Consider the following 24,741-nt stretch of genomic DNA (forward strand, 5'->3'; position numbering starts at 1 on the left):
TTTCAAAATCGACAAATTTTTTGCAAAGGTACACTTTTTTTTATTTTTTTGGTTTCACACCAATAAATTTTCCTAAAAAAGTACTTTTTAATGTTCTTATTTGAATATTTTAGAAGTTAAAAGCAACTATTGTTGTGGCTTATTATTTGCTTTATCGAAGTTTTTCGATTTTTTTGGATATTTGTTATAACTGATATCACTTGGATTTTCAATAATTGATTTTATCGTAATGTAATCTCCTATAGCGTGTTTCTGTGCCATTTTATAATCTAAAAGATACACACCACAAAAAAAGTTGTTATTTTCATCTTTTTCCATAATTCCGGTGAAAACACCTTTTTGTAACATTCTTTCTTCAGCAGCTTTAGTCATAATCCGTTTATTTTAAAAATTCTAGTTGGCAAAGTTAATCAAATATTGTTTGTCTTGCTACGAATTGGGCATTCTGATTACCTTTGTATCATGGAAAAAAATTTTCGACCAAACCCTAATTCGTTCAAGAATACGTTCTGTGTTTTTAATGAAGTAGCTATTGAGTCTATAAATGGATTGAAAATCCAGTACGACAGTAAATCTGGAAGTAAATATTACTACACTAAAATAGGTATGTATCGCTTGTCAAATCATTGGGGTCGCTTGGCTAATAGTAAATGGCGTTTAGAACCCTTGGAACCTGAAACTATTTCTAAAATTAAATTGGGTTTCGCCTCTTGGGAAAATTTTTATCCCGATAATGCTGTTGAAGGACTCTATTATTTAGAGGCAAATTTCCAAAAGAGGACGGTCAATTACCAACACAAGAATAATCCAAACTACGATAAAAAGGCAATTTTAAGAACGAGCTTTGAAACCACTAAACGCATCAAACAAGTTCGGAATCTATTCAGTCTTACTTCCTGGGCCAAGTATTTTGAATATGATGATATAGATGATTTGCGAAAAAAAATCATCCAGCAACTAATTTTCACCAATAAAACTTTGGAGGAAATAAAAAAAGAATTCATCTGAGATTTCTAATTTCAGTCTCTTTGCGATTCAAAATTCAGCTTAAACTTTTAATCATTCGAAGCAATCAATACTAAATCATTTACTGTAACTGGTTTGGATAAATAGCCTAAAATATTTTGATAAGACTTTGATTTGTTTTTATCCTCAACGGCAATAGAGGAGCTGACAATGTATACTACGATTTCTTTAGGAAATTTAGGTTTTATCAATCCCATTTCTTCCATGAATTCCCAACCATCCATAATTGGCATATTGATGTCCAATAAAATAATATCCGGAAGATCTGCATTATTTTCTAATGAAGTATGAAGGTCATCAATAGCTTCTTTTCCATTTTTAAAAGTGGAAATGACAGAAAACATGTCAGATTTTTGAATTATTTTATTAACGATGATTTGGTAAATAGCATCATCGTCTACTATCCAGATTGCTTTTTTTGTCATTGAATATAGATTTTAAATGTAGTTCCAATATTTGGCTCACTTTCCACGGTAATATTTCCTCCCATGGCATCAATTTGATTCTTTGTAATAAACAATCCAATTCCTTTTGAATCAGAATTATTAGTGAAAGTTTTATACATTCCAAAAATTTTGTCCGCATTTTTGACAAGGTCAATTCCTATGCCGTTATCCGAAATTTGTAAAACTTTCATATCGTTTTCGACAAGTAATTTAATTTTTATGATTGGTTTACGTGAAGGATGTCTGTATCTGATAGAATTTGAAATGATATTATAAAGGATGCTTTCCAGATAAGCAGGATTGTAATTAATCATTGCTTCATCGGGTATTTTTGTTAAAATCGTTACTTCATTGGTTGTGATTTGTTCCGACAGTACGTTTCTTACAGTAGTGATGTACTGCTCTAAATTTAAAGGTTCCGATACCAAACCAATATTTGTTCTAATGTTGATTACTTCGTTTAAATGAAGCATGGTTTCGTTGAGCGAACTTGATACTGTTTTTAATAATTCCATCATTTGTTCTCGTTCTTCTTCAGTTTCCGAGGATTCAATCAAAGAGACAATAGAGGCAATGTTACTGGTGTGCGATCTTAAATTATGAGAAACGATATAAGAGAAGTTTAGCAGTCTTTTGTTTTGTTCGGTAACCAGGTTGAACGAGTTATGCAGTTCCTTTTCTGCTTCTTTTGTTTTCGTGATATCAATCATTATACCTCGTAAACTTTTTGCTTTGCCGTTTTCAATTACAGTATTTACAATATCTCTCAGCCAAACAATTGAACCGTTTTTTGCAACCATTCGGTATTCAAAATCATGATCTAAAACATCATTTGTTTTTATTTTGCAATAGTCCTGAACCCATTTGCTATCTTCGGAATAGATATGATCACGCCAAAATGTTGGATTTCCCAGCCATTCTTCCGGAGTATATCCCAAAATATTCTCTACTTTTTGACTGATAAAATTAAAATTAAAAGTAGCTGCGTCGCATTCCCAAACAATTCCGTCAATAGTATTTATAAGCGATTCGACTCTTTGTTGCGAATTGAGAATTATATTTTCAGAGGATTTACGATCTGTTATGTCTTCCGTTGAAACAATGATACGCTCTAATGTTTTTTCATAACCACGAATGACGTTCCACCTTAAATTCACATCTCGGAATTCGCCGTCTTTATTTTTTATTTTGGTGTCTACAATCAATTTTTTTTCGCCTTGTGTTATAGCAATTAATTGTTTTGTGAAATCCGTAATAGAATTTTTATCAATTATTTGTGCAAGATCTAAAATTAATTCATTTTTTGTTTTGACTTGATGAAGATCCAGGCACATCGTATTGACATCAATAATTTTTACCAAGGAAATGCATTTTTCAACAACATCAGGATGCATTTTGAAATAAAGAGAAACAGTTTCAAGACTTTCACCGACAAGTTTTAAATCTTGCAAATAATTTTTCACTTCAGAGAAATCTTCTTCCCATAAAGGAATAGGAGAGTCCTCGAACAAACTTTTGAATCTAATTTCACTTTTTTTGATTAATTTTTCACTTTCTTTTTTTGCTGAAATATCTTCAACAATGGAAATATGGGTGGTAACTTTTTTGTCTTTTTTAAAAAGTGGTGATACGGTAAGATTTACCCACACAATACCGCCTGATTTTGTATAATACCGTTTCTCCATAGAATACTCATTGATTTTTCCATCCCTAAGTTTTTCTAAGTTCATTAAATCCTCCTCTAAATCTTCTGGGTGCGTCACAGATTGAAAATTCCTCTCTTTCATTTCTTGTTGAGAGTATCCTAGTAATTGACAATATTGATTATTGATTTCAATAAAATCTCCTGTAAACGAGTTTATGTGTGCAATTCCAACCGCTGCCTGATCAAATATGGCTTGAAATTTTATTTCTGAATTCAGTAATTTAGTGGCTTGAGTATTTACTAAAGATTGTAACTCTTCGGGTATTTTTAAAAGTGTAAATATTAAAACCCCAAAAAGTGCTGCCAGAATAATTCCAATAATTCCAGGAATTACTATCTGAGAATAAAGATAATTCTGATGTTTTGATATTAAGTATAAATTCCATTCGCCATCCGGTATAAGAGTACTAATGCTATAATTTTTTGAAAAGTCAGTTTTATTAGGTAGATAGAAAATCTCTTTTTGTTTTTCAATATCATATTTTGAAAACTGAAAATAATATTTAGAATCATCTACGTTTTTAATTCCCGAAGTATTTAAAAAAGTTTCTAACCTAATAATAACTGCTGAAAAACCCCAAAACTTATTATTTCGAAAAACGGGTAACCTTCCTACGATTCCAACTCCGCCTTGTTTTAATTCAAATGGGCCTGCAAAATACATCTTTTTTTTAGCGATCGACTTTAAGGCTTCGTCCCTAAGATGAGGCGTTTTTATAATATTTAAATTTAACGCTGTTTCATTTCCTTCAAGAGGGTAAGTATATTTAATAATTCCATTGGGAACCAATTGAACAGCATCAATATTGGGATTTGATTCCATTAGTTTTTCACTTACATAATCAAAATTTTCAGGAATGCCTTTATCGTTGATTGTTAATGCCAGGGTTAAAGTGGTCGTATAGCAGTTTTTAAGTGCCTGTTCGATATTTTGATGAACAACTTGCAATATGTTGTTCATTTCCCGCTGTTCATCTTCTTTTATTAGTTTGTACTGCTGTGAGACTATGAAGGCTGCCACATAACTTAAGAATAAAAATGTTATGAAGCCAGTTGTTTTTGGCCTTTTTAAGAACCAGTGAATGAATTTTGTGTGTTTATTTTTGGACTTCATTTATCGTAATAGCAGATTTGGGAGGCAACTTGGTTCAAAAAATAAAGATATAAAAAAAAATGAATTAGCAAAATAATTTATTAAGTACAGTCCTATTCTTTATAATTTAATTCGAAAATACTTTGTAATACATATTGCAATGAGCATTAAGGTTTACAACCTTACGCATTATAAAATAATAGACCTGATTTTAAATAAATTAGTTCTATCAACGTTGTGAATAACTACCAAATTGTTTCTGCAATTTTTTAGCAAACTAAAACTACCAAACTAAAACTATTTTAGTTTCAATAATAAATCCGAACTTTGCAGCAGTTTAGGAATCAAATAATTGATTTGATTCTTTAAAAATAAAAGTCATGAGCAGAAATAACGAAAGAAATATAAAAAAACATAACGATAAGTTACACAAAGCGCAAGACAAGGCCAAACAATCCGTGTTACTGCGAAAGGAAAAGCTAAAACAAATTACTAAAAAGTTTAATGAAGACAAAGCTTCAGAAGAATAATATAAAACTCGTGTCATGGAAAAAAATAGATTTAACGAAGTGAAAGATGGAGTTCAGCAAATAATTGATTTTATTGCCGAAAAAAATGCCAAAGAAGCCAACAATAAATTAGCGGACGTCAGCGAGGAATTAGATGAACTCCTTGATTTTGCTGAGGAAGATGAAGATCTGATGGAAATAAGCCGTTATCAAGTGTTATTGAATCAGCTACATCAACGAATAGTAGGGCTTAATGGTCAGGCAACGAATCCAATTTAAACGATTTTCATCAAAAAATAATGGCAAATAAGTGTTATTGCGGTTCCGATAAAATTTTTCAGGACTGTTGTGAACCAATTATAAAAGGCATTCAAAAAGCGCCAACAGCTGAATCCTTGATGCGTTCCCGATATTCGGCTTATGCAACTCATCAAGCCGATTATTTGTTGGAAACCACTCATATTTCAGAACGGAAATACTATTCGAAATCCGACATTCTAAATTGGGCAACTTCAAATCAATGGCTTCAATTAGAGATTATAAATGCTACAGAAAATACGGTGGAATTCAAAGCTTATTTTTTGGACAGCAAACGTCAAAAACAAATTCATCATGAACTTTCGACATTCAAATTCGAAAATGGAAGTTGGTTCTACGTAGATGGACAATTTTTTAATTAGCTTAATTATATCCTTTTCACAGTATTGTTTTAACTAAAAATTAATAAACGTTTGTATTCAGTACATTTTTATTGATGTAATTTTATTGTCTATGAAAAATGATAATAAAAAAGGATTTTATTTCAAGCAATACGAAGCGCCATTCCAGACTCCGTTTGATAAACTCTTTGGTATTTTCAAAGAGTTAATTACGCATACTTCGGGAGATTTTGATGAAGCAATCGACTGGTTGAGGGAATTAGACAAAGAATATAAACTCACCGATGAACACTATACCATCGATGATTTTATCGAAGATTTAAAGAAAAAAGGCTACATCCGCGACGAACTCAAAGAGGATGGAACCTCGGGAATTGGAATTACTGCCAAGACGGAGCGCGCCATTCGACAACAAGCGTTAGACAACATTTTTGGTAATCTAAAACGCTCTGGAAGCGGTAATCACAAAACCAAACATTCCGGAAACGGAGACGAACATACCGGTGAATTTCGGGAGTTTCATTTTGGTGACGGTCTCGAACGGATTTCGTTAACTGAAAGTTTACGCAACGCGCAAATCAATAATGGAGTGGCGGATTTTATGTTGACCGAAAATGATTTGGTTGTCGAAGAAACACAGTATAAATCTCAGATGAGTACCGTTTTGATGATAGACATCAGTCACAGTATGATTTTGTACGGAGAAGACAGAATTACGCCTGCTAAAAAGGTGGCAATGGCTCTTGCTGAATTGATTACGACCCGTTATCCAAAAGATACTTTAGATATTCTGGTTTTTGGAAACGATGCCTGGACAATTGCGATCCGGGATTTGCCGTATTTAAAAGTGGGTCCTTATCACACAAATACGGTTGCCGGTTTACAATTAGCCATGGATATTTTGCGTCGAAAAAGAAATACAAACAAGCAAATTTTCATGATTACCGATGGAAAACCAAGTTGTGTCCGCGAAAAAGACGGTTCCTATTATATGAACAGTAACGGACTCGATGAATATATTGTAGATAAATGCTACAATCAGGCACAACAAGCCCGAAAACTGCACATTCCAATCACCACTTTCATGATTGCGAATGATCCGTATCTGCAAAAATTCGTAAATAAATTCACGGAGTCAAATCAAGGTAAAGCATTTTATACCGGATTAAAAGGACTGGGAGAAATGATTTTTGAAGATTATGAAACCAATCGAAAGAAGAGAATTAAATAGAAGATAGTTTACAGTCTCAGTTGTCAGTTCGAGCGCAGTCGAGAACAAATTGACAATAAATAACAATAACAATTTTAAAAGCAATATGAAAATAGAAAATATAAAAACACTCGGAGAATTAAAAAAATCAGGTTACGAAAGCAAAAGCATTAAAGATGAGTTGCGTTCTAATCTTAGAGAAAAAATCAAATCGGGAAAACCAACCTTTGAAGGAGTTCACGGTTTTGAAAACACGGTGATTCCTGAATTGGAGCGCGCTATTTTGTCACGCCACAACATCAATTTGTTGGGGCTTCGTGGTCAGGCCAAAACCAGATTGGCACGCAAAATGATTGAATTGCTAGACGAGTACATTCCGTTTGTGACAGGTTCCGAAATTAACGATGATCCATTGCAGCCACTTTCCCGTTTTGCAAAAGATATTATTGAAACCAAAGGCGATGAAACTCCGATTTCTTGGTTGCATAGAAGTGATCGTTTCTTTGAAAAATTAGCTACGCCAGATGTGACCGTTGCGGATTTGATTGGAGATGTTGATCCTATAAAAGCGGCAAATTTAAAACTGTCCTATGCAGATGATCGTGTGATTCATTTCGGGATGATTCCAAGAGCGAATCGTTGTATTTTTGTAATCAACGAATTACCTGATTTGCAAGCGAGAATCCAGGTAGCGTTGTTTAATATTTTGCAGGAAGGCGATATCCAAATTCGCGGGTTCAAATTAAGAATGCCGCTCGATATGCAATTTGTTTTCACGGCAAATCCTGAGGATTATACCAATCGTGGTAGTATTGTAACGCCATTAAAAGATAGGATAGGTTCTCAAATCCTGACGCATTATCCAGAAACTATTAAAATTGCCAGAACGATTACAGAACAGGAAGCAAAACTGGATGTAACGCAAAATGATATGGTTTACGTGCCGTCATTAGCAAGGGATTTATTGGAACAAATTAGTTTTGAAGCAAGAGAAAGCGAATATATTGATAATAAAAGCGGTGTGAGTGCTCGATTGAGTATTACTGCTTTTGAAAACTTATTAAGTACCGCAGAAAGAAGAGCACTGAAATCAGGAGCTGATAAAACAACATTGCGTTTATCCGATTTTATGGGAATTATTCCTGCTATCACCGGAAAAGTAGAGTTAGTTTATGAAGGAGAGCAGGAGGGAGCTGCCGCTGTAGCGCAACATTTATTGGGCGATGCGATTCATACTTTTTTCCCGGCTTATTTTCCGAAAATTGAAAAGTTAGAAAAAGAAGGTGTCAAAAATGCCTATACGGATATCATCGAATGGTTTTTTGCCGAAAGCGGTTTCGAATTATTAGATGATTGTTCTGATGAAGAATACGAAAGAATTTTGGGAAGTATTGTTCCGCTTGAAATTTTAATCAAGAAATACCAACCGCAATTGGAAAAAGAAGATAAATTTTTCATGAAGGAATTTATTCTTTGGGGATTGGTGGAATATAAAAAATTGAGCAAAGACCGCTTTTCTGAAGGATATCAGTTCAAGGATATCTACGGAAGTTTTATTAGTAAACTATAAAGAACATAGTTTTTTTACCATATAAGTCATTTAAGAAATTCCTTTTTTGTAGTTTCTTAAATGACTTCTATGTTTATTTATTTTTTACCACGGACTGTCATTTGATCATTTAAGATTGATTTACAATATCCAAAATGCCTAAAAAGTACTCGCAGGAAAATTATGTAGCGTAAATTGAAGTTTTGATTTAGGCACCTAGACCCAACCATATAAGTCATTTAAGTAATTCTATTTTGTAGTTTCTTAAATGACTTAATTGTTTAAAATTGAAATCGTGCTTTTTCAATTTATATGAGCAAAGGAAAAAATTACCATTTAATTTTTTATTTATTTCAGAATCAGTCTTTAACGATTTTTATTAGTCTACCTTGTCCCGTTGGCGGTATTTTCAGTCAATGCAAATGTCATGGAAAATAGCTTTGAGGATTTAATTGCCTCTTACATTGAAAATAAAGTGGGGATATCTGAACATTTTTTGAGCACCAAATTGGCTAATAATCTAAAGCAAAACTTAATTGTTTTAAATCAAAAAAGTCTGTTGATGGAAGCTGGAATTGGCAACTCGGAGAAGGTTTCTTATGATGGCGCGATACGAAGCGATTCTATTTATTGGTTGGATAAAAAGCACAACAACGCATTCGAAAACGAATTCTTTGCCCAAATAGAAGCTTTTATTATTTATTTGAACCAGAGTTGTTATGCCGGAATAACGGGTTATGAATTTCATTATTCGTTGTATGAATCGGGTGATTTTTATCTAAAGCACTTGGATCAATTCAAAAATAATCCCAGTCGGAAATACTCGATGATTAGCTATTTGAATAGCAATTGGCAAGAAAGTGACGGCGGTGAATTACTGATTCATCAATTGGATAACAATCAAAAAATTTCACCCACTCAGGGCAAAACCGTTTTCTTTAAAAGTGATGAATTAGTTCATGAAGTTTTGGTTACCCAAAATACCCGAATGAGCATTACAGGATGGTTGAAGAGTGATTAATATTTTAAAAAATAAATACTCAGTTTCCCTTCATCCGCGTGACTATTTTTTGAAGCAATCGCTTCCCGTCTCTTTTACTTTTTGGAACTTCTATTGCTTTCAGTTCAGCTTTGTTTGCAATAAATTCATAACTGAAAGCAAATTGTGGGTTTTTTGGGTTGTCATTTAGCAGTCCAAAGCGCAAATCATTGAAGTATAAAGATTGATTTATTTGAGAAATGATATACCAGCCTTCACTGGCTTTCTTCAGTTTTTCGAAATCCGAATTGCCTATTAGCTGGGATTCTAAATTTTTATTTTTGCTGTAAGCAGTGAACGAAATGGGTTGTGTGTCAAAAAGAGAGTAGTCTCCCAATAAGTAATTCTCAGAAGTAGCTACGTTAGCATTCCACAAAATGACGTTGAAAGCGGTGGGTTTTACAATAATTTCAGAATAGTGGATTCCTTGTTTTAATAGCGCTTTTTCAAATTGGTTCAAGGCGTATATTTTTATAAAACAGGACAAAAGCAAATAGGAACTGCTGATGAATAACCCTCTGATGATGTATTTTTTACGAAGTATGGTGTCTTTTTGTTTCCAGACCATAACCAATGCAATGACAAGCGGAATGGTGTACAGCGGGTCAATTACAAAAATGGTTTTTAAAGCAAACCGATAGTCCAATGGCCATAAAATTTGTGTGCCCCAAGACGTAAACATATCCAATAAAACATGGGTAAACAAACACCAAAATGCCATTGCTGTTGCTTGCATGACGTTGATTTTGTCCCTTTCTATTTTTGAAATAAGCCAACCCAATAAAGGCGATAAAAATAGAAAAAGAAAAAGGGAGTGACTGATGCCACGGTGAATCAGGACTGCATCTACAGGATTTAAAATTAATCCCACAACAATATCTAAATCTGGAATTGTTCCCAGAATTGAACCGTATAAAACCGTTTTGTTTTTAAGTTTTTTGCCAGCACAAACTTCGGCAACTGCAATTCCTAAAGCGATTTGAGTAAAAGAATCCATAATGCAAAAGTAGTGGAAATCATGGAATATCTTAATGACACGAATCTAAATGTTTGTTATTCATTGAACCATTTAGTGCAAGCAATAATTGGGATGAAGAACGGAAATTCATATTAAAATTTTATAAAAGCAGCATTTGAAAGGACAATATATGGTAATTTTGCGCTCTAAAAATTTACTATGTTATTTCTTATTTTAAGTATTATTTGCAGTGTCACCGTTGGAGTGTTGTTTAAAGTGGCTCGCAGATATGAAATCAGTCCTGTTCAAATTGTTGCTTGGAATTATGTATTTGCGCTTATTCTTTGTTATTTTTTCTTCAGTCCTGATGTAACAAACTTAGTAACCTTGGCACCTTGGGGAATTTATATCCCTCTTGGGATTTTGTTGCCTGCTATCTTTCTTTTTTTGGCGGCTTCAATTAAACAAGTAGGGATTGTAAAAACAGATGCTGCCCAAAGGCTTTCCTTGTTTATTCCCATTTTAGCTGCTTGGCTGCTATTCAAAGAGGATTTTAATACACTAAAAATAGCTGCGCTGTTGGTAGCATTTCCGGCACTGTTACTAATTCTTGCTAAACCTTCCGAAAAAACAGAAAATAAATGGATCTATCCAGCGGTAGTTTTACTTGGATTTGGAATTATAGACATCCTTTTCAAGCAAATTGCACTTCACACTACTTTGCCATATACTACGTCATTATTTGTAGTTTTTGGAATCGCGTTATTGACCATGATTAGCGCCGTTATTTATGACGTGATAATAACTAAAATTCCATTAAACTTCAAAAATATTATTTTTGGAGGTTTAGTAGGTGTTTTCAATTTTGGAAACATACTTTTTTATCTAAAAGCGCATAAAGCCTTCGCGGAAAATCCTTCAACGGTTTTTGCCGGTATGAACATGGGAGTAATTGTGATTGGAAGTCTTGTTGGGATTTTTGTTTTTAAGGAAAAACTATCTAAAATGAATTTCGCTGGACTTTTTCTGGCTTTACTAGCGATTATTTTAATCGTAATCTCGCAGACTATTTAAAGGACAAGTTGTCGCTATAACAGTTTTCTTAAATAAATTTTGATTTTTGATTGCGCTGGTTCTTAAAGTATCAGCTTAAAATTGGTACTAAAGGCGAATAAAAATCCCATAAAATTAAATGCATAAAATCGATGTTTTTTATGTTTTTAATTTTACGGAATCATTCTGTATTTTTACACTTTACCGTAAACGGGTACAATATAATTACCATTCAAAAATGCTATCGGATCAATTTGGCTTTGGAGAATCACTCCGCTAAGAGATGTTTCCAGCAAAAGTTGTGCGACTTGGGCTAATGGCGCTGCAGTTGTAGTTTGTATTGCCCGTAATTGATGTTTCCCAACAATTTGCGGAATAATGCGCTTGGCAATTTCTCGTCGTCGTAAAACTCCTGATGCATCTTTCCCTTCTACGGCAGCATACAAAATAATTTGGTCATCCTCAACATGTGGAATTATGGCTTCCATTTTTTCTTGTAGGCTTTTAATTGTATCTGTTGTTTCTAAATCATCTAGTTGCGTTTGTATCCACGCATAATGTCCGGGATGACGTAATGTTTTGTAATCGAGTGAACGTACTTTTCCCGACAACGCATCTGGCAAATCCGCAGCGCCACCGGAGGTGAGATCTTCCTCGTAGGTGATTCCGTCAATAATGATTGCGGCTCTTTCAGATAATGATGGTCGATTTGTTTTTTTGAAATCCCGAAGTACAATAGTGTCCTTTACATATTCAGTAGCAACACCCACGGGGCTCCAGGTAAAACCATAATAATGTGGTGCAACGGCATGATTGGTCAGCGCTCCAACTTTAAATTCCAGCTTATCTACAGCATCTACTTCAAAATCCTTGCAAAATTGTTGAAAAAGCCCATTGGCTAGTAAATCGATATATCCTGGGGCTAAGCCGGTTTGAAGTACAAAACCAGTTTTGGCATCTTTTGCCAAAGCTATTATTTGTTCGGTTTCAGCAACATATTCAGTTAGGTTGGCGTAATGCAGGTTGTAATCTTTGGCAAATTGCGCTATTCTAGGTGCTTGGCTACCCGGCAAGCAGTCAAGAATAATGTCTCCTTGACTCAGTATTGCTTTCATTTCCTCAGTTAAACCATTTTCTGCAAGATGAAAATCCTGGACTGATCCATTTTTTGTTGTTCCTTCTTGAATCCATTGAGCGACTTTTTTTGCTTTTGAATGGGTTCGATCACCAATGAAAATAGTTGGCGCTACGGTGCTCCATTCCATTAGTATCAAACCAACAGCTTCGGCAATACCGCCGGCTCCTGCTATAATAATAGTGTGATGTTTTTTCATATTTTAAATATACTGTTTTTTATTGGTTAAGCATTTGACTTCTAATTTAAATTACCAATCCTAAGTAAGCATTGTCAGAAAGTGAATAAACCCTAGAAACAATAAATGCTTCTAAAAATAAGTTTTTTTTCCATCTTCGCATAGGATTTCTGTAGTCCATTTAATGGTCTTGACGGAGTGTTAAATTTGTTGATAAAAAATTTTTCGTTTATGATATCCAAAGAAGTAAAACTGTCTTTTTCTAATATCAATATAACGGCTTATTCCCTCTTTTCATTATTGGAAAATCACTTAAAATGGTTTCAAATGCAAAATAGATCAATAAAAATCAATCCGGTAACAAGCAAACGTACCGATAAAATTTTCTTTATTCTTCAAACTGTTAGAACAAGGCTACTTGAAAAATACAACGGAAAAGTGAAGGCGTGCATTCGAGATGGAGGGGAAGAACCCATATAATTTCTCTGCCGCATAATTAAAATCAGATTATTTCTATTATTATACGTTATACTTTTGCTGATTTCAGGATTTTGCGAAACTGCCAACGCCTGCAAAATATTCAGCTTTAAATTTGGAGTCGTTTTACTAACTTAACCTGCACTTCAAGCAATGTTTACTGCTGGTAAGAATGATGAAATTATATGATTTATAATTTAAATGTAAATAAAACGCAACGAATAATCGCTTTTTTTGCGTAAATTAGCAATAGGTATTACCACAATTATTAATTAAAAACTTACTATTATGAAAAATCCAGTTCTTCTTTGTTTGCTGTTTGCTTGTTTAGGATTTCAAAGCTGTAAAGAAAATCAAAATGTAAAAGTCAAAGATAAAATTAAAGTCCAGGCTGAAAAACCCATCAGTATCCAATGCTACAGGGCCTTGTATGAACAAGATACCATTGAATTAAAATTGAACACGTTAAAAAACGGAGAAATAACCGGTGATATGGATATGAAATTTTTCAAAATGCCTAAAAAGACAGGAAAAATTGCTGGAGAATTCCGAGGAGATACTTTATTTGCCAGCTATACTTTTATTGAAGGCGATAATAAAAAAATAACATTTAAAAATCCTATGGCGTTTCTAAAACGAGGAGACGAACTTATTTTAGGCAATGGAAAAATACAAACCACTATGGGTGCTTCCTATTTCGTCAAAGGCTCACCTATTGATTTTGAACGTGTTAAATTTAAACTTGCAACCGTTCAATGTAGTGATAAGTAGATAAATAATTGGCATTAGTTTAGATCTTTCAACCTTATCTCTGGTTTTCATAACCAGATAAATTAAGATATTATAAGATGTGTGAGGCTTAAATTAGTTTAAGTATTCTATTATAAGAGTAAACTTTAAACTATTTAAGCTTAGCCACATCACTTTGTTGGAAGTAAAACTTGTCATTGCTTCCTGGAGTACTTTAAAAATATTTTATTACTCTTGTAAGACTTTCGAAAAAGGCTGCTATTTATAATCTATTATAATTGCCTGATTATAATATTTGGTTTTAATAGAGGCGAAAGTTATAAAATTTACGCGAACATGCGATATTATAGCAATATCAAACCTTAAAAACACCTTTTTTAGTTAGAAAAAAAGCATTCAATTGATCAATGTGTCAGCGGTCATATAATAAAAATGTGGCCGTTATTGCTATTTATTTTCGCTGTTGAAACCCGCCACTTCAATAAGAATTACAACTAAGTTTCCCGAAAATTAACATAATATTTTGTTAAATCGCTCGGTCTCCTTAGTTGGTCAATGTACCTTCCGTCCCGATAAAATTGATTTAATCATAGATTTTGATCGTTTTATCATATATAATATTAATTCAGAGAAGATGGGAAACAAGCAATCGCAACACATAAAAAATCAATTGGAAATGTATCCCATATTAGTTGACAGAATGCCCCAAGGCATTGCTACTGTGAATGAGGAAGGTATTATTCTCTATTGTAATCCGAGTTTTGCAGAGATGGTAAGTCTGCCATCGAATCAGGTTTTGGGAACAAAACTTCATAATTATATCGCGGAAATTTCAAAAGCTGAATTTGATGATTTGTACAAGCAAAGTCTGAGAGGTCCTGTAAACAACGAAATTCACTTAAATGATCATGCTACCATGGTTATGCCGGTAATCATTTCCACAAATACTTTTGACCTTGGGGATGAAACGATGTTAAGTGTTATTCTTACTGATGTTTCTGCCCGTAATAAAAATAGAAATGTAATGAAGGTCCAGGCTGAAGAACTGGAAAAAAAACTACAGCAATTACAAGAAAGTGAGGAACGTTTCCGGCTTCTTGTAGAAAATGTAAAAGATTACTCCATTATTATGCTTGATCCCGATGGAAATATTAAGACATGGAATAAAGGAGCCGAGCGTATTAAAGGATATACTTCCCGTGAGATTATTGGAAAACATATTTCTATTGTTTACACAAAAGAGGAAATTGAGGGCAATGAGCCCGGAACGAATCTGAAAATGGCTAAAAAGCTTGGGCGGTATGAAAGTGAGGCCTGGCGTGTGCGTAAAGATGGTTCTACTTTTTTCGCCGATGTTATTATTAGTGCTTTGTATGATGCCGAAAATAATTTTCGGGGTTATGCAAAAATTACACGGGATATTACCGAAAGAAAACAATCAGAAGAAAAACTCAAGGACAGCGAAACGCAAATCCAGACAATTTTCAAAAGGGCTCCTGATGCCGTGACTGTTATTGACGATGCCGGAAATATTACGAGATGGAATCCCAGAGCAGAAGAGATTTTTGGCTGGAGCGCTGAGGAAGCAATAGGGCAGCCTCTGCACAATCTAATTGTTCCCGAACGGTATCGTGAAGCACATAGCAACGGAATGAAACATTTTTTGGCCACGGGAGAAGGTTCTGTTTTAAATAAGCCCCTTGAGATGGCTGCTCTTCTAAAAAATAATTCCGAAATACAGGTAGAATTAAGTATTTCACATTTTCAATTCAAGAAAAAGGATTTTTTTATAGGCTTTTTAAAAGATATTACCGAACGTAAAATTACAGAAGATAAACTAAAAGAAAGCGAAGAACGGTTTTTAAAAATATTCGCCAACAGCCCGGTTGCCACGACCTTGAGCGAGGTAAAATCCAATAAAATAGCTTTTGCTAATACTTTGTTTTATGATACTTTTGGATATTCTGAGCAGGAAGTAATCGGTCATACTTCAGAGCAATTAAGCTTGATAGCGCCGGATGAGTACAACAGAGTAATAGCTGTCATCATGGAATCTCTTGGTGAAAAACGTACTCTTGATGAATTGCAGGCATTGCCTGTTGAAGATACGGAAGCATTGCTGCTAAAATTGAAGCAAGGGAATACCATGAACAATTTGGAGATTCAGTATACCCGAAAAAACGGAGAAACATTTTATGCCATTCTTTTTTATGAGGCGATCAGAATTGGTAATCAAAGCTATACGATAACGTCCTATCAGGACATCACAGAACGCAAAATTGCTGAAGAGAAGGTAAAGCAAAAATCCAGAGAGTTGGAACTCCTTAACCAGGAACTAGCGCTTAAAAATAAAGAAAGCGAAAAAAGGGCCACCCAGTTAAGTATAGCCAACATAGAACTAATTTTTCAAATTGAAGAAAAAGAAAAAAAGGACGCGGCACTCAGGACTGCAAATACTGATCTCAAAGAGAAAGAAGAACTAATCGCGCACAAAGACGGTATCCTGGCCATCCTTTCACACGATTTACGAAGCCCATTAACCGGAATTATAGGCGCAGCAAAACATCTGCAAGCCCATGTAGAAGTAATGAATCCCAATCAAAGAAAGGAAATATTGACACTCTTGTATGAAGCAGCAATAAAAGAGTTAAATATGCTGGACTACCTTGTGGAATGGGCCCGAATAAAATATGCATCGGATGTATTTTCTCCCGCTCAGATCAAATTAGCAAACTATGTAAATCAAGTTTTTGATAACTTAAAGGACACGGCTGCAATGCACACTATTAGCCTTTGTCACGAAATTGAAGAAAATACCACCGTATTTGCTGACGGAAAAATGCTGCTCTCTATTATTCAAAATATCGTTTCAAATGCCATCAAACATTCCCGCCCTGATGGAAAAATCATAATCACCGCCACACAGAGCGGTAATGAAATTATTGTTGAAATAAAGGATACCGGAATTGGCATGTCAATAGAAATACAGAAAAATCTTTTTACTCCTCAGATGGACTCGTTGTCAAAAGAAAGAAAACACGATAAAGGAGCCGGAATCGGATTGTTACTTGTAAAAGGATTTTTAGAAAAAAATGGCGGCAGAATTTGGGTTGAAAGTGAAGAAGGTGTAGGTTCGTCCTTTTATTTCACCTTACCAATTACTGGCTCTTTGAATAAGATAGCATAAATTTAGGTGATTTAGAATAACGGAAATCTATCTAATTTCCAAAAGTAAATACAAATTAAAACGAGTTAACACATTTATTATCAATGTTTTAACTCGATTGTTTTATTGTTGTTTAGTGATGTTTTGTTTTGCTATTTGCCGATGCAGAAAATAACTTTCCTTACTTTAATAGAGTTTTAAACTTCAGTGGTACAATTATGGTACAATTTAAAGCAAAATATCGCAAAATAAAACAAAGATATCCTTATCAAGATAACATAACTCATGGGAGTTGTTTATACAAAAATAGTTATAAACTTTGAATATTGATTATAACACTGACATAAAAAAAAACTAAGTGATGTATGATTAGAGTACTTATAGATGGAGGTTAAAAAGTAAAAGGTCAAAAATCTAAATATTAGATTTTTGACCTTTTTTCAATATCATTTTGGATTTCTAAATAAGTTTTTACCCGACCTGACTTAATCCATTTCATTAACTCATGTCTATAAAAATAAATACGTTTACCTTGTTTATTAACTGGGATTTCCCTTTTACATACTTTACTATAGATTGTTGATACCGATAGATCTAAAAGTTTTGATGCTTCTTGAATGTTTAGAACTTCTTCTTTATTTTCTTCTACATTAGAGATTCTTATAATAAGTTTTTCCAAATGCTCTAATTTATCATGAATTTTGTTCATCATTACGGGTATTTGGTCGAAAGTAAATGGCTTCATGGCGATCTGTTATTTAAATCTCATGTAAAAGTATTTAATACCAACATTGGAGATAATACATGTCCTTTAAAGGGGGAGTTTGGCTTTTAATTTCCAATGATTACTGGTTAAAGGACTATAAGAAATCTAATCCATTAAGGAGAAATGTTGGTTCGAACTGTTCGGTCAAGTAGCCCCGTCCAAACAAATGTCGAACTATTTTATTGAAGATTTGGAAAAATTAGAAAATATTTCCAAGTAAGTATTTCGAATTTAAGTTATAGATTCAATCCTTGATTCATGTTAATAATTAATTGTAAAATAGCTATACCAAATTAAAACTTCATTCGCTGTATTCTAACTGCATTCAAAATAGCTAATAAAGCCACACCAACATCGGCAAAAACAGCTTCCCACATGGTGGCTAAACCTCAGGCACCAAGAACCATTACAATTGCTTTTACTGTGAATGCCAACCCAATGTTTTGCCAAACGATTTGTTTTGTTTTTCTACCAATATTTATTGCTGTAAAAATTTTCGTGGGCTGGTCGTTTTGAATAACAATGTCGGCAGTTTCGATAGTGGCATCGCTTCCTAAATCTCCCTTGGCAATTCCTGCATCGACCAAAGCGATTACTTGTGCATCATATAGAATTGTAGTCGCGTTTTTCATATTAAAATTTAACTAGCACAACAGCTCAATTTGGCAACATCTTTTCCGAAAGTGATGGCTGCTAGTTTTATGCCTTCGCCTAATGTTAAATAAGGATAAAAACTTTCTGCCAATTCTTTTACGGTTATATTATACTTGATAGCCATACTCAATTGCTGAATGAGTTCGCCACCTTCGGGAGCAACAATTCTAGCACCAATCAATTTATCGGTTTCGGTATTTCGTATTAATTTGATAAATCCTCTTGTGTCATTGGCTGCAATAGCTCTTGGAACGTTATTTAATTCTAATTTGCTTACTTCAAAAGGAATGTTTTGGGCTTCTGCCTGTGCTTCGTCCAATCCTGCTCCTGCTACTTGTGGATCGGTAAAAACTACCCAAGGCAAGGAAGAATAATCGGCTTCATTATTGGCTCCCGTAAAAGCATTTTCTACGGCAATTTTACCTTCAAAGGCTGCCGTGTAAACAAATGCAGGCGTGTTGGTAACATCGCCTACTGCATAGATGTTAGGTAAATTGGTTTCCATTTTTTCGTTAACCAAAATGTGCCCTGTTTTAGCAAGTTCCAAACCAATATTTTGCAATCCTAATTTTTGCATATTGGGTGTTGTGCCAGATGCCACTACAACTTTTCCTTTTTCGATAATTTGTGTAAAAGAACCGTCAGGGCATTTGCAATGGATAATGGTTTCATTTCCTTTTTTATCAAATTTTACTGCTCTAAAATTTGGCAGGATTTCTATACCTTCGTTACGCATTTGTGTTTCCAAGGCTTCACTGATGTCGGGCGTTTGTGTTCTCAACACACGATCAGTAAACTCGATGATACGCACTTTTACGCCCAAACGATTGTAAGCCATAGCAATTTCTAAACCAATATAACCAGCCCCCATAATGGTCATGCTTTCGGGTTTTTCTTCTAAATCAAAAAGCGAAACGTTGGTAAGAAAACCTACTTCGTTTAGCCCTTCAATAATTGGAATATTGGTAGTTGCTCCTGTGGCAATGATAAATTTTAGAGCCGTATATTTTACTTTACCATCGACCACAATGGTTTTAGTATCTAAAAATTCTGCCCAACCCGTTAGCATTTTCAGGTTATGAAAATCACTTACCACGTCCATATATTTTTTCTTCTGGAGCGTGGCTACCAATTGTTTTTTGTCTTTAATTACTTGAGCAAAATCTATAGCAACACCTTTGGGTTTGATGCCCGAAAAATTGGAATGTGTTGCGTGATAAGCTGTTTCCGCTGCACGAATAAGGGTTTTAGAAGGGACACAACCTACGTTTACACAAGTTCCGCCAAAGTCTAAACCACCGTTTACCATTAAGGTCGATAATCCTAAACTTTCGGCCTTTATAGCTGCCGAAAATGCCGCCGAACCACCACCGATGATAATTAAATCGAAGTGGTTTGCGTTTGTATTACAACATTTAGTTTCAGCAGTATGAGCTACTTTATAATTTTTTGTGCTGTTAATAGTATTGATAATTTCTTCTTTACTAGTTTTAGAAGGGTCGAAAGAACATTCGCAACTGCCGTTTTGATAACTCACTTTTACTTCTGTTACTCCTTCATTTTTGGTAAGCATTTTTTCAATGCCTGTGGCACAATGGTCGCAGGTCATTCCTGCGATATCGAGTTTTATATTTTCTGTTTTCATTTTCTTATTTTAATTAAATGCTTAATAATAGAGTCAAAAAAATTATTTGCAACCGTTTAGACCACAAACGTGTCCAGTTTGTCAGTGTGGAGGATTTACGGATGTTGGTACTTCTCCTGATACTTTGTAACCTGTGGTATTAATAGCTTTTATGATAGCCTCTTTGTTCGTTTTACTATTGTCAAATTTTACAACTGCGATTCCTTCGTTGCTATTAGCAGAAACGGTTACAATTCCCGGTAATTTGTTTATTTCATTTTTAACGTGATCTTCGCAACTGGCACAAGTCATTCCACTCACATTAAATTTTACTTCTTGTATATTATCAGAAGAAACAACAATTAGCTGTTTGTCCGCTTTTGGATAAAAAACTTGTCCATAGTATGGGAAAGCCATCATTAAAAAAGTAAACACCGTTACAATGCCTAAAAACTTTTTAGTTTTCACAAATGGTATTTTATCCTCTTCTTCACAAGTACATTGTATTTCTTCGGTCGTTCGTGGTTTTAGTTTTTGAGTCCAAGCAAAGCCCAATACCAAAACAGTTATTCCAATTAAGTAAGGGCGAAAAGGTTCTAACCACGAGAACGTTGATGCTACGCCAGAAGCTCCAGAAATAAGAGCTAAAACGGGCGTTATGCAACAAAGTGATGCTGTCACTGCTGATAAAATACTTGCTACAGCAAGTTTTCCTGATTTTGAATTTGTGTTCATATGAGTTCTAAATTTGAATTTTGACTAATAATGTATTTAAAAAAGGGACGAAGTATTTGTAATTGTTCTGATTTTAGAGAATAAAAAATAGTTTGGCCAGACCGTCTTGCTTCAATAACATTTCCGTCTTTCATTTTGCGTAGATGTTGTGAAACGGCAGGAATACTCATTTCTAAAATATCGGCAAGGTCGCAAGGACAAAGTTCATTTTCTTCTTCAAGAAGAAACATTATTTTTAGTCGTACTTCATTGCCAGCTAATGCTAATAAACCACTCAATTGTTCAAAAGCGTTGCTGTTATTTTCTAATTTGTTTTTACAGGTATTGATTTGATTTTTATCAGCCAAAACTCTTATACACGTTTGATTATTGTCCATTGTTGTAATTGTTTAAATTGAATACTAAACAAATGTAGTTAATTGTTTTATTATTTAAGCAAATGCTTAAATAATAAAAATAAGTTTAACATTTTACTTTGAAATGAATACTTCAATTTTTAAAGTAAATGATTTAGTATTGCTTTTCATTCAAACTGTACTCAAATTACCATCGGTAAATACTTTGACTTGAGTCATTATAAGCATTGACAAAGTGTTATTAGAGAGAGGTGACGGTAATGGCAGGATGGAAAGATCCTAAAACTCGTAATCGTTTTATGAAGTTAATCATTCCTACAGCATGATATATATTATTTATTTGTGGAAATAAAAAAATAAAAAATTCCAAGTTACATACTTAAATAAATCGTAAATTTATATTAAATCACTGAAGAATAGTGTTTTATATCTAATTCAAGTGTTTTTTAGTAAAAAGTATCGAGAATTTGTATTTCGTTGATGGTTTAATTTAAAAACTAAAACAGAACTATGAAAAAATCTAAACAATATGGTGAGTTCTTCAGTCACACTCTGTGTAAACTGCTCCGAACTGCCAAAATCGAGTTTGTAATCATTACCGCATTGATGTATGCACTGCTGATGCTTACTTCTTGCCGAAATTCCGAAAAAAACCAAGAACAAATTGAACAGAACCACCCTCAACAAAAGGGAGAAGAAAATGACAACTATGGACATAGTGGGCATTCACAACAAATGAATGAAACGCGCAAATGGTTAAAACAGGAATTGGGCGAAAAATATAATCAGTCCGTATCTCTCGGCACAGAGGAACAACTTGCACAAGGTAAAGACATATTCACAAAATATTGTCTTACTTGTCATGGAAGTGGCGGTAAAGGCGATGGTCCTGGAGCAGCAACATTACAACCAAAGCCAGCCGATTTTACTGACCCTGAACATTCATCATTTTATTCAGATCAGGGGCGAATATACCTCATAAAAAAAGGAATGAAGGGAACTGCAATGGCAGCATGGGAAAACATTTTAAGCGAAGAAGAAATCCTTTCGGTTTATGTTTATGTAAATTCTCTGAAAAATTCAGGCGAAATGATGGAACACCAAGGGCAAAATCATTAGGAAAATGAATGAAAAAAACATAAATAATTCAAATGATAATAACCGATTCAGAAAAGCAATTACATACAAATATATTTCGCAATTAAGCAAAAAGTAATGGCAAAAATTCTAAAAACAGTATGGATATGCACTATAGTATTACTACTATGGAGCTTTTCAGCTAAGGCACAGCAAAGATACCGAACCCGGGAAGGAAGTATAGAGGTTATTGGCTCGTACAGAGATTCCATAATAATAGCCTATAGCAATCGTTTGTTTGTTTTAATCAATTATGAAACTGCTGTAATGGAACTAACGTTTAATCCAGCTATTTTACGTACTAAAACAGATTCATTGAATGTGAAGCTTATCAACTCAAACATGGGGCAGGTAGTCCTGAAAGGACAACTGAACATTCCTTACGTGGAGACATTACAACATCCAGATCACAAACTAAATTTTGAAGCTGAGTTGCATTTGAATGGAAAGGCGAAAAGAATATATATAAACGGATTGCTTATACACATTGCAAGTAACGAAACCATTTCCTGTTTACTTACACTCAACTTTAAATTGCGTTTAAGTGATTTTGGGATCGATTTGCCAGAAGGATGGAACAATGAAATAACGATACAAATTTTTCAGACTGTACTTAAGAAATCAAACTAATGAAATCCATTCAAATCAAATAACAATAGCTTCACTAAGAAAGTGTTGCATAAAAAAATAGAAACATGAAAACACATAGAAAATTATTTAACTATTTAATTGGTCTTCTTTTCCTCGCTATTGCCGGATGCGGGGTTTATACGAAAATCACTTCCGATTATGATCGCAGTGTTGATTTTACAAAATACAAAACGTTTGCGTGGCTACCGAATAAAGACACAGCTCAAGGCGAATACAATAATCAGATTATTCGCAACAATACACGCAACTATTTCACTCATTGCATGGGAGAGAGAGGATACAAAATAAGCATTGATACACCGGATGTTTTTTCTTGACTTAGTTATCACTGCCGTTAAAAAGGAGAAATCAGTCAGTACTCCTGGTTACACTTATCCTTCGGGTTGGTATTATCACAACCCCTATTACTATCATTATCCCAGCAATCACTATTACCTCCATCACTATAATTACAACTATACCACTTATGTAACCCAAAAGGTCGAATATACAGAAGGCGCAATCACGCTGAATATAATTGACAGGAAACTGAATAAACTTGTATGGACAGGAACTGCTAAAGGGGATTTATATGACCCATCTTATATTGGGGATAACTTACATCCTGCTGTGTATGACATTCTTGATAATTATCCCATAAAACCTATTAATGGACACAAGCGTCCGAAAAAAAATTAGATTCTCTATTGGTAATGAATTAAACAACAGACCAAGAAAAATTAATGAATATAAATCTTTTTCACAATATATTTTCAGTAACGAACTTACATTAGGTTCTTAAATCTAACAGTAAGTTCAATAATACCGTACTACAAAATGGAAATGTGTTTGTCCATTGTTAAGTTTTTTATTTACGAACAATTTCTACCGAACATTTTGCATGTAACGCAACTGAATGCGAAACAGAGCCTAAAACAAAACGCTCGATTGCTCCATATCCGTGTGAACCAACTATAATCAAATCGGCTTTAAATTTTTCGGCTTCGTTAAGTATTACACTTTTTGGTGAACCTGCAACTATTTTTGTGGTTACTAACAGATTTGGATTTTTATTTTCAAGAATTTCGGCTGCACTTTTTGCATTTTTTTCTGCATTTTTAAATGCGTTTTCATCAAATTTCGCATTGTATTCGTGAGAAACACCCATTGGTTCTAAAGTGTTTAAAATGGAGGTAATTTCATATGCGGCAAGAATGCACACTTCGGTTTTGGGCGGAAATGGCCTGTTGGCAATTTCATTAATTGCTGTTTTACTATATTTTGAACCATCGGTTGCTAGTAGAATTTTCATTCTTTTTTCTCCATTAAATTCATTCCGCATTTGGGACATTTTCCGGGTTTATCCGAAGTAACTTCTGGGTGCATGGGGCAGGTATACGTTTTTTGAGTTTCCATTTTTTTTATATTTTAATGTTGTTTGTATTTGTATTATTTGGACATATCCATATTTTTATCCATTCCAGTCATTTTGTGTGATTGCATTTTTTTATCATTCATCATATCCATCATTTTAGGATTATCCATCATCGATTTACACATTTCAGACATCATCGTAGTATCTGTTTTAGATGCTTCCATCATTTCGGTCATCATTCCTTTCATCATAGCTGGATTATCCTTCATCATTTTCATCATATTTTCGTGATTTGTCATCATCATTTTTCCTTTACTACTGTTCATCATTGCTTGCATCATATCTTTAGACATATCGCTATTGTTAGCAATAGTATCCATAATTGCCTTTTTTGTATCTGAATTTGAAAGAATTTGATTTACATCAGTTTTGGATTGGCACGATGTAAACAAACCAATCGATACAATAATTAATGTGATTTTTTGTAATGTTTTCATAGTTTATAATTTTG

At 34.0% G+C, this 24,741-nt stretch carries 26 protein-coding genes and 2 pseudogenes; 15 read left to right on the forward strand and 13 right to left on the reverse strand.

Annotated features, from left to right (window positions below):
- Window positions 1-126 precede the first annotated feature (126 nt).
- Window positions 127-372 (reverse strand): hypothetical protein, encoded by a 246-nt coding sequence (locus E0F89_RS14935; protein ID WP_131910570.1) that lies wholly within the window; start codon window positions 370-372, stop codon window positions 127-129.
- A 90-nt stretch (window positions 373-462) separates the two neighbouring features.
- On the opposite strand from E0F89_RS14935, the gene E0F89_RS14940 reads away from it, so the two are divergent.
- Window positions 463-1,008 carry a hypothetical protein gene (locus E0F89_RS14940; RefSeq protein WP_131910571.1) on the forward strand — a complete coding sequence of 182 codons (546 nt, stop codon included), beginning with the start codon at window positions 463-465 and terminating at the stop codon, window positions 1,006-1,008.
- A 47-nt stretch (window positions 1,009-1,055) separates the two neighbouring features.
- Here the strand turns inward: E0F89_RS14940 and E0F89_RS14945 are convergent, their stop codons facing one another.
- The gene (locus E0F89_RS14945; protein WP_131910572.1) at window positions 1,056-1,451 is read right to left on the reverse strand and encodes a response regulator; all 396 of its coding nucleotides are present in this window, start codon (window positions 1,449-1,451) and stop codon (window positions 1,056-1,058) included.
- Window positions 1,448-4,138, reverse strand: a complete 2,691-nt coding sequence (locus E0F89_RS14950; RefSeq protein WP_165930048.1) for a PAS domain S-box protein — start codon at window positions 4,136-4,138, stop codon at window positions 1,448-1,450. The genes E0F89_RS14945 and E0F89_RS14950 overlap by 4 nt, the downstream gene beginning before the upstream one ends.
- 512 nt (window positions 4,139-4,650) lie before the next feature.
- On the opposite strand from E0F89_RS14950, the gene E0F89_RS17180 reads away from it, so the two are divergent.
- The 6 genes from E0F89_RS17180 to E0F89_RS14975 all read left to right on the forward strand — a co-directional run bounded on the left by E0F89_RS17180 (window position 4,651) and on the right by E0F89_RS14975 (window position 9,218).
- Window positions 4,651-4,800, forward strand: coding sequence for a hypothetical protein (locus tag E0F89_RS17180; protein WP_165930049.1), 150 nt, complete (start codon window positions 4,651-4,653; stop codon window positions 4,798-4,800).
- Window positions 4,801-4,815: 15 nt separating this feature from the next.
- Complete coding sequence (locus tag E0F89_RS14955; RefSeq protein WP_131910574.1) at window positions 4,816-5,058, forward strand: hypothetical protein; 243 nt, start codon at window positions 4,816-4,818, stop codon at window positions 5,056-5,058.
- 20 nt (window positions 5,059-5,078) lie between these two features.
- The gene (locus tag E0F89_RS14960) at window positions 5,079-5,459 is read left to right on the forward strand and encodes a YchJ family protein (RefSeq protein WP_131910575.1); all 381 of its coding nucleotides are present in this window, start codon (window positions 5,079-5,081) and stop codon (window positions 5,457-5,459) included.
- 91 nt (window positions 5,460-5,550) lie between these two features.
- A complete protein-coding gene (locus E0F89_RS14965; RefSeq protein ID WP_131910576.1) occupies window positions 5,551-6,669 on the forward strand; it encodes a vWA domain-containing protein in 1,119 nt (372 codons plus the stop codon).
- A gap of 85 nt (window positions 6,670-6,754) precedes the next feature.
- On the forward strand, window positions 6,755-8,218 hold the full coding sequence (locus tag E0F89_RS14970) for an AAA family ATPase (RefSeq protein WP_131910577.1): 1,464 nt from the start codon (window positions 6,755-6,757) through the stop codon (window positions 8,216-8,218).
- A 406-nt stretch (window positions 8,219-8,624) separates the two neighbouring features.
- Window positions 8,625-9,218: a 2OG-Fe(II) oxygenase gene (locus E0F89_RS14975; RefSeq protein WP_131910578.1), complete on the forward strand. Its 594-nt coding sequence runs from the start codon at window positions 8,625-8,627 to the stop codon at window positions 9,216-9,218.
- A 19-nt stretch (window positions 9,219-9,237) separates the two neighbouring features.
- Here E0F89_RS14975 and E0F89_RS14980 read toward each other — a convergent pair whose 3' ends face one another.
- Window positions 9,238-10,233, reverse strand: coding sequence for a metal-dependent hydrolase (locus E0F89_RS14980; protein WP_131910579.1), 996 nt, complete (start codon window positions 10,231-10,233; stop codon window positions 9,238-9,240).
- Window positions 10,234-10,413: 180 nt separating this feature from the next.
- Here E0F89_RS14980 and E0F89_RS14985 point away from each other — a divergent pair, with 180 nt between their 5' ends.
- Window positions 10,414-11,268 (forward strand): EamA family transporter, encoded by an 855-nt coding sequence (locus tag E0F89_RS14985; protein ID WP_131910580.1) that lies wholly within the window; start codon window positions 10,414-10,416, stop codon window positions 11,266-11,268.
- A 173-nt stretch (window positions 11,269-11,441) separates the two neighbouring features.
- Here E0F89_RS14985 and E0F89_RS14990 read toward each other — a convergent pair whose 3' ends face one another.
- Window positions 11,442-12,581, reverse strand: coding sequence for a saccharopine dehydrogenase family protein (locus E0F89_RS14990; RefSeq protein WP_131910581.1), 1,140 nt, complete (start codon window positions 12,579-12,581; stop codon window positions 11,442-11,444).
- Between the two features lie 210 nt (window positions 12,582-12,791).
- On the opposite strand from E0F89_RS14990, the gene E0F89_RS14995 reads away from it, so the two are divergent.
- From E0F89_RS14995 to E0F89_RS15005, 3 genes are all read left to right on the forward strand, one after another.
- Window positions 12,792-13,040, forward strand: coding sequence for a hypothetical protein (locus E0F89_RS14995; protein ID WP_131910582.1), 249 nt, complete (start codon window positions 12,792-12,794; stop codon window positions 13,038-13,040).
- A gap of 285 nt (window positions 13,041-13,325) precedes the next feature.
- Window positions 13,326-13,808: a hypothetical protein gene (locus E0F89_RS15000; RefSeq protein ID WP_131910583.1), complete on the forward strand. Its 483-nt coding sequence runs from the start codon at window positions 13,326-13,328 to the stop codon at window positions 13,806-13,808.
- Window positions 13,809-14,421: 613 nt separating this feature from the next.
- Window positions 14,422-16,974: a PAS domain-containing sensor histidine kinase gene (locus E0F89_RS15005; protein ID WP_131910584.1), complete on the forward strand. Its 2,553-nt coding sequence runs from the start codon at window positions 14,422-14,424 to the stop codon at window positions 16,972-16,974.
- 400 nt (window positions 16,975-17,374) lie between these two features.
- On the opposite strand, the gene E0F89_RS15010 is transcribed toward E0F89_RS15005, so the two are convergent.
- From E0F89_RS15010 to E0F89_RS15030, 5 genes and pseudogenes are all read right to left on the reverse strand, one after another.
- Window positions 17,375-17,698, reverse strand: a complete 324-nt coding sequence (locus tag E0F89_RS15010; protein WP_099715361.1) for a helix-turn-helix domain-containing protein — start codon at window positions 17,696-17,698, stop codon at window positions 17,375-17,377.
- Between the two features lie 314 nt (window positions 17,699-18,012).
- Window positions 18,013-18,324: pseudogene (locus tag E0F89_RS15015) on the reverse strand (heavy metal translocating P-type ATPase); the annotation flags it as partial.
- Between the two features lie 35 nt (window positions 18,325-18,359).
- Complete coding sequence (gene merA / locus E0F89_RS15020; RefSeq protein WP_099715362.1) at window positions 18,360-20,018, reverse strand: mercury(II) reductase; 1,659 nt, start codon at window positions 20,016-20,018, stop codon at window positions 18,360-18,362.
- Window positions 20,019-20,099: 81 nt separating this feature from the next.
- Window positions 20,100-20,732, reverse strand: a complete 633-nt coding sequence (merTP, locus tag E0F89_RS15025; protein ID WP_099715363.1) for a mercuric transport protein MerTP — start codon at window positions 20,730-20,732, stop codon at window positions 20,100-20,102.
- Window positions 20,729-21,109, reverse strand: a complete 381-nt coding sequence (locus E0F89_RS15030) for an ArsR/SmtB family transcription factor (RefSeq protein ID WP_099715364.1) — start codon at window positions 21,107-21,109, stop codon at window positions 20,729-20,731. Before E0F89_RS15030 ends, merTP begins: the two co-directional genes overlap by 4 nt.
- A gap of 489 nt (window positions 21,110-21,598) precedes the next feature.
- Here E0F89_RS15030 and E0F89_RS15035 point away from each other — a divergent pair, with 489 nt between their 5' ends.
- From E0F89_RS15035 to E0F89_RS15050, 4 genes are all read left to right on the forward strand, one after another.
- Window positions 21,599-22,207, forward strand: coding sequence for a c-type cytochrome (locus E0F89_RS15035; protein WP_086452968.1), 609 nt, complete (start codon window positions 21,599-21,601; stop codon window positions 22,205-22,207).
- Window positions 22,208-22,303: 96 nt separating this feature from the next.
- On the forward strand, window positions 22,304-22,855 hold the full coding sequence (locus E0F89_RS15040) for a hypothetical protein (protein ID WP_086452969.1): 552 nt from the start codon (window positions 22,304-22,306) through the stop codon (window positions 22,853-22,855).
- A 65-nt stretch (window positions 22,856-22,920) separates the two neighbouring features.
- Window positions 22,921-23,193: a DUF4136 domain-containing protein gene (locus E0F89_RS15045; protein ID WP_086452970.1), complete on the forward strand. Its 273-nt coding sequence runs from the start codon at window positions 22,921-22,923 to the stop codon at window positions 23,191-23,193.
- Window positions 23,180-23,554: a DUF4136 domain-containing protein gene (locus tag E0F89_RS15050; protein ID WP_086452971.1), complete on the forward strand. Its 375-nt coding sequence runs from the start codon at window positions 23,180-23,182 to the stop codon at window positions 23,552-23,554. Before E0F89_RS15045 ends, E0F89_RS15050 begins: the two co-directional genes overlap by 14 nt.
- 169 nt (window positions 23,555-23,723) lie before the next feature.
- Here the strand turns inward: E0F89_RS15050 and E0F89_RS15055 are convergent, their stop codons facing one another.
- From E0F89_RS15055 to E0F89_RS15060, 3 genes and pseudogenes are all read right to left on the reverse strand, one after another.
- On the reverse strand, window positions 23,724-24,167 hold the full coding sequence (locus E0F89_RS15055) for a universal stress protein (protein WP_158234602.1): 444 nt from the start codon (window positions 24,165-24,167) through the stop codon (window positions 23,724-23,726).
- Window positions 24,167-24,259, reverse strand: a pseudogene (locus E0F89_RS17495) (heavy metal-binding domain-containing protein); the annotation flags it as partial. The gene E0F89_RS15055 and the pseudogene E0F89_RS17495, both read right to left, overlap by 1 nt.
- Before the next feature lie 45 nt (window positions 24,260-24,304).
- Window positions 24,305-24,727, reverse strand: coding sequence for a membrane or secreted protein (locus E0F89_RS15060; RefSeq protein ID WP_099715366.1), 423 nt, complete (start codon window positions 24,725-24,727; stop codon window positions 24,305-24,307).
- Window positions 24,728-24,741: the final 14 nt, after the last annotated feature.

Origin of the sequence: Flavobacterium caseinilyticum, from assembly GCF_004349085.1 — a bacterium.
GTDB classification, from domain to species: domain Bacteria; phylum Bacteroidota; class Bacteroidia; order Flavobacteriales; family Flavobacteriaceae; genus Flavobacterium; species Flavobacterium caseinilyticum.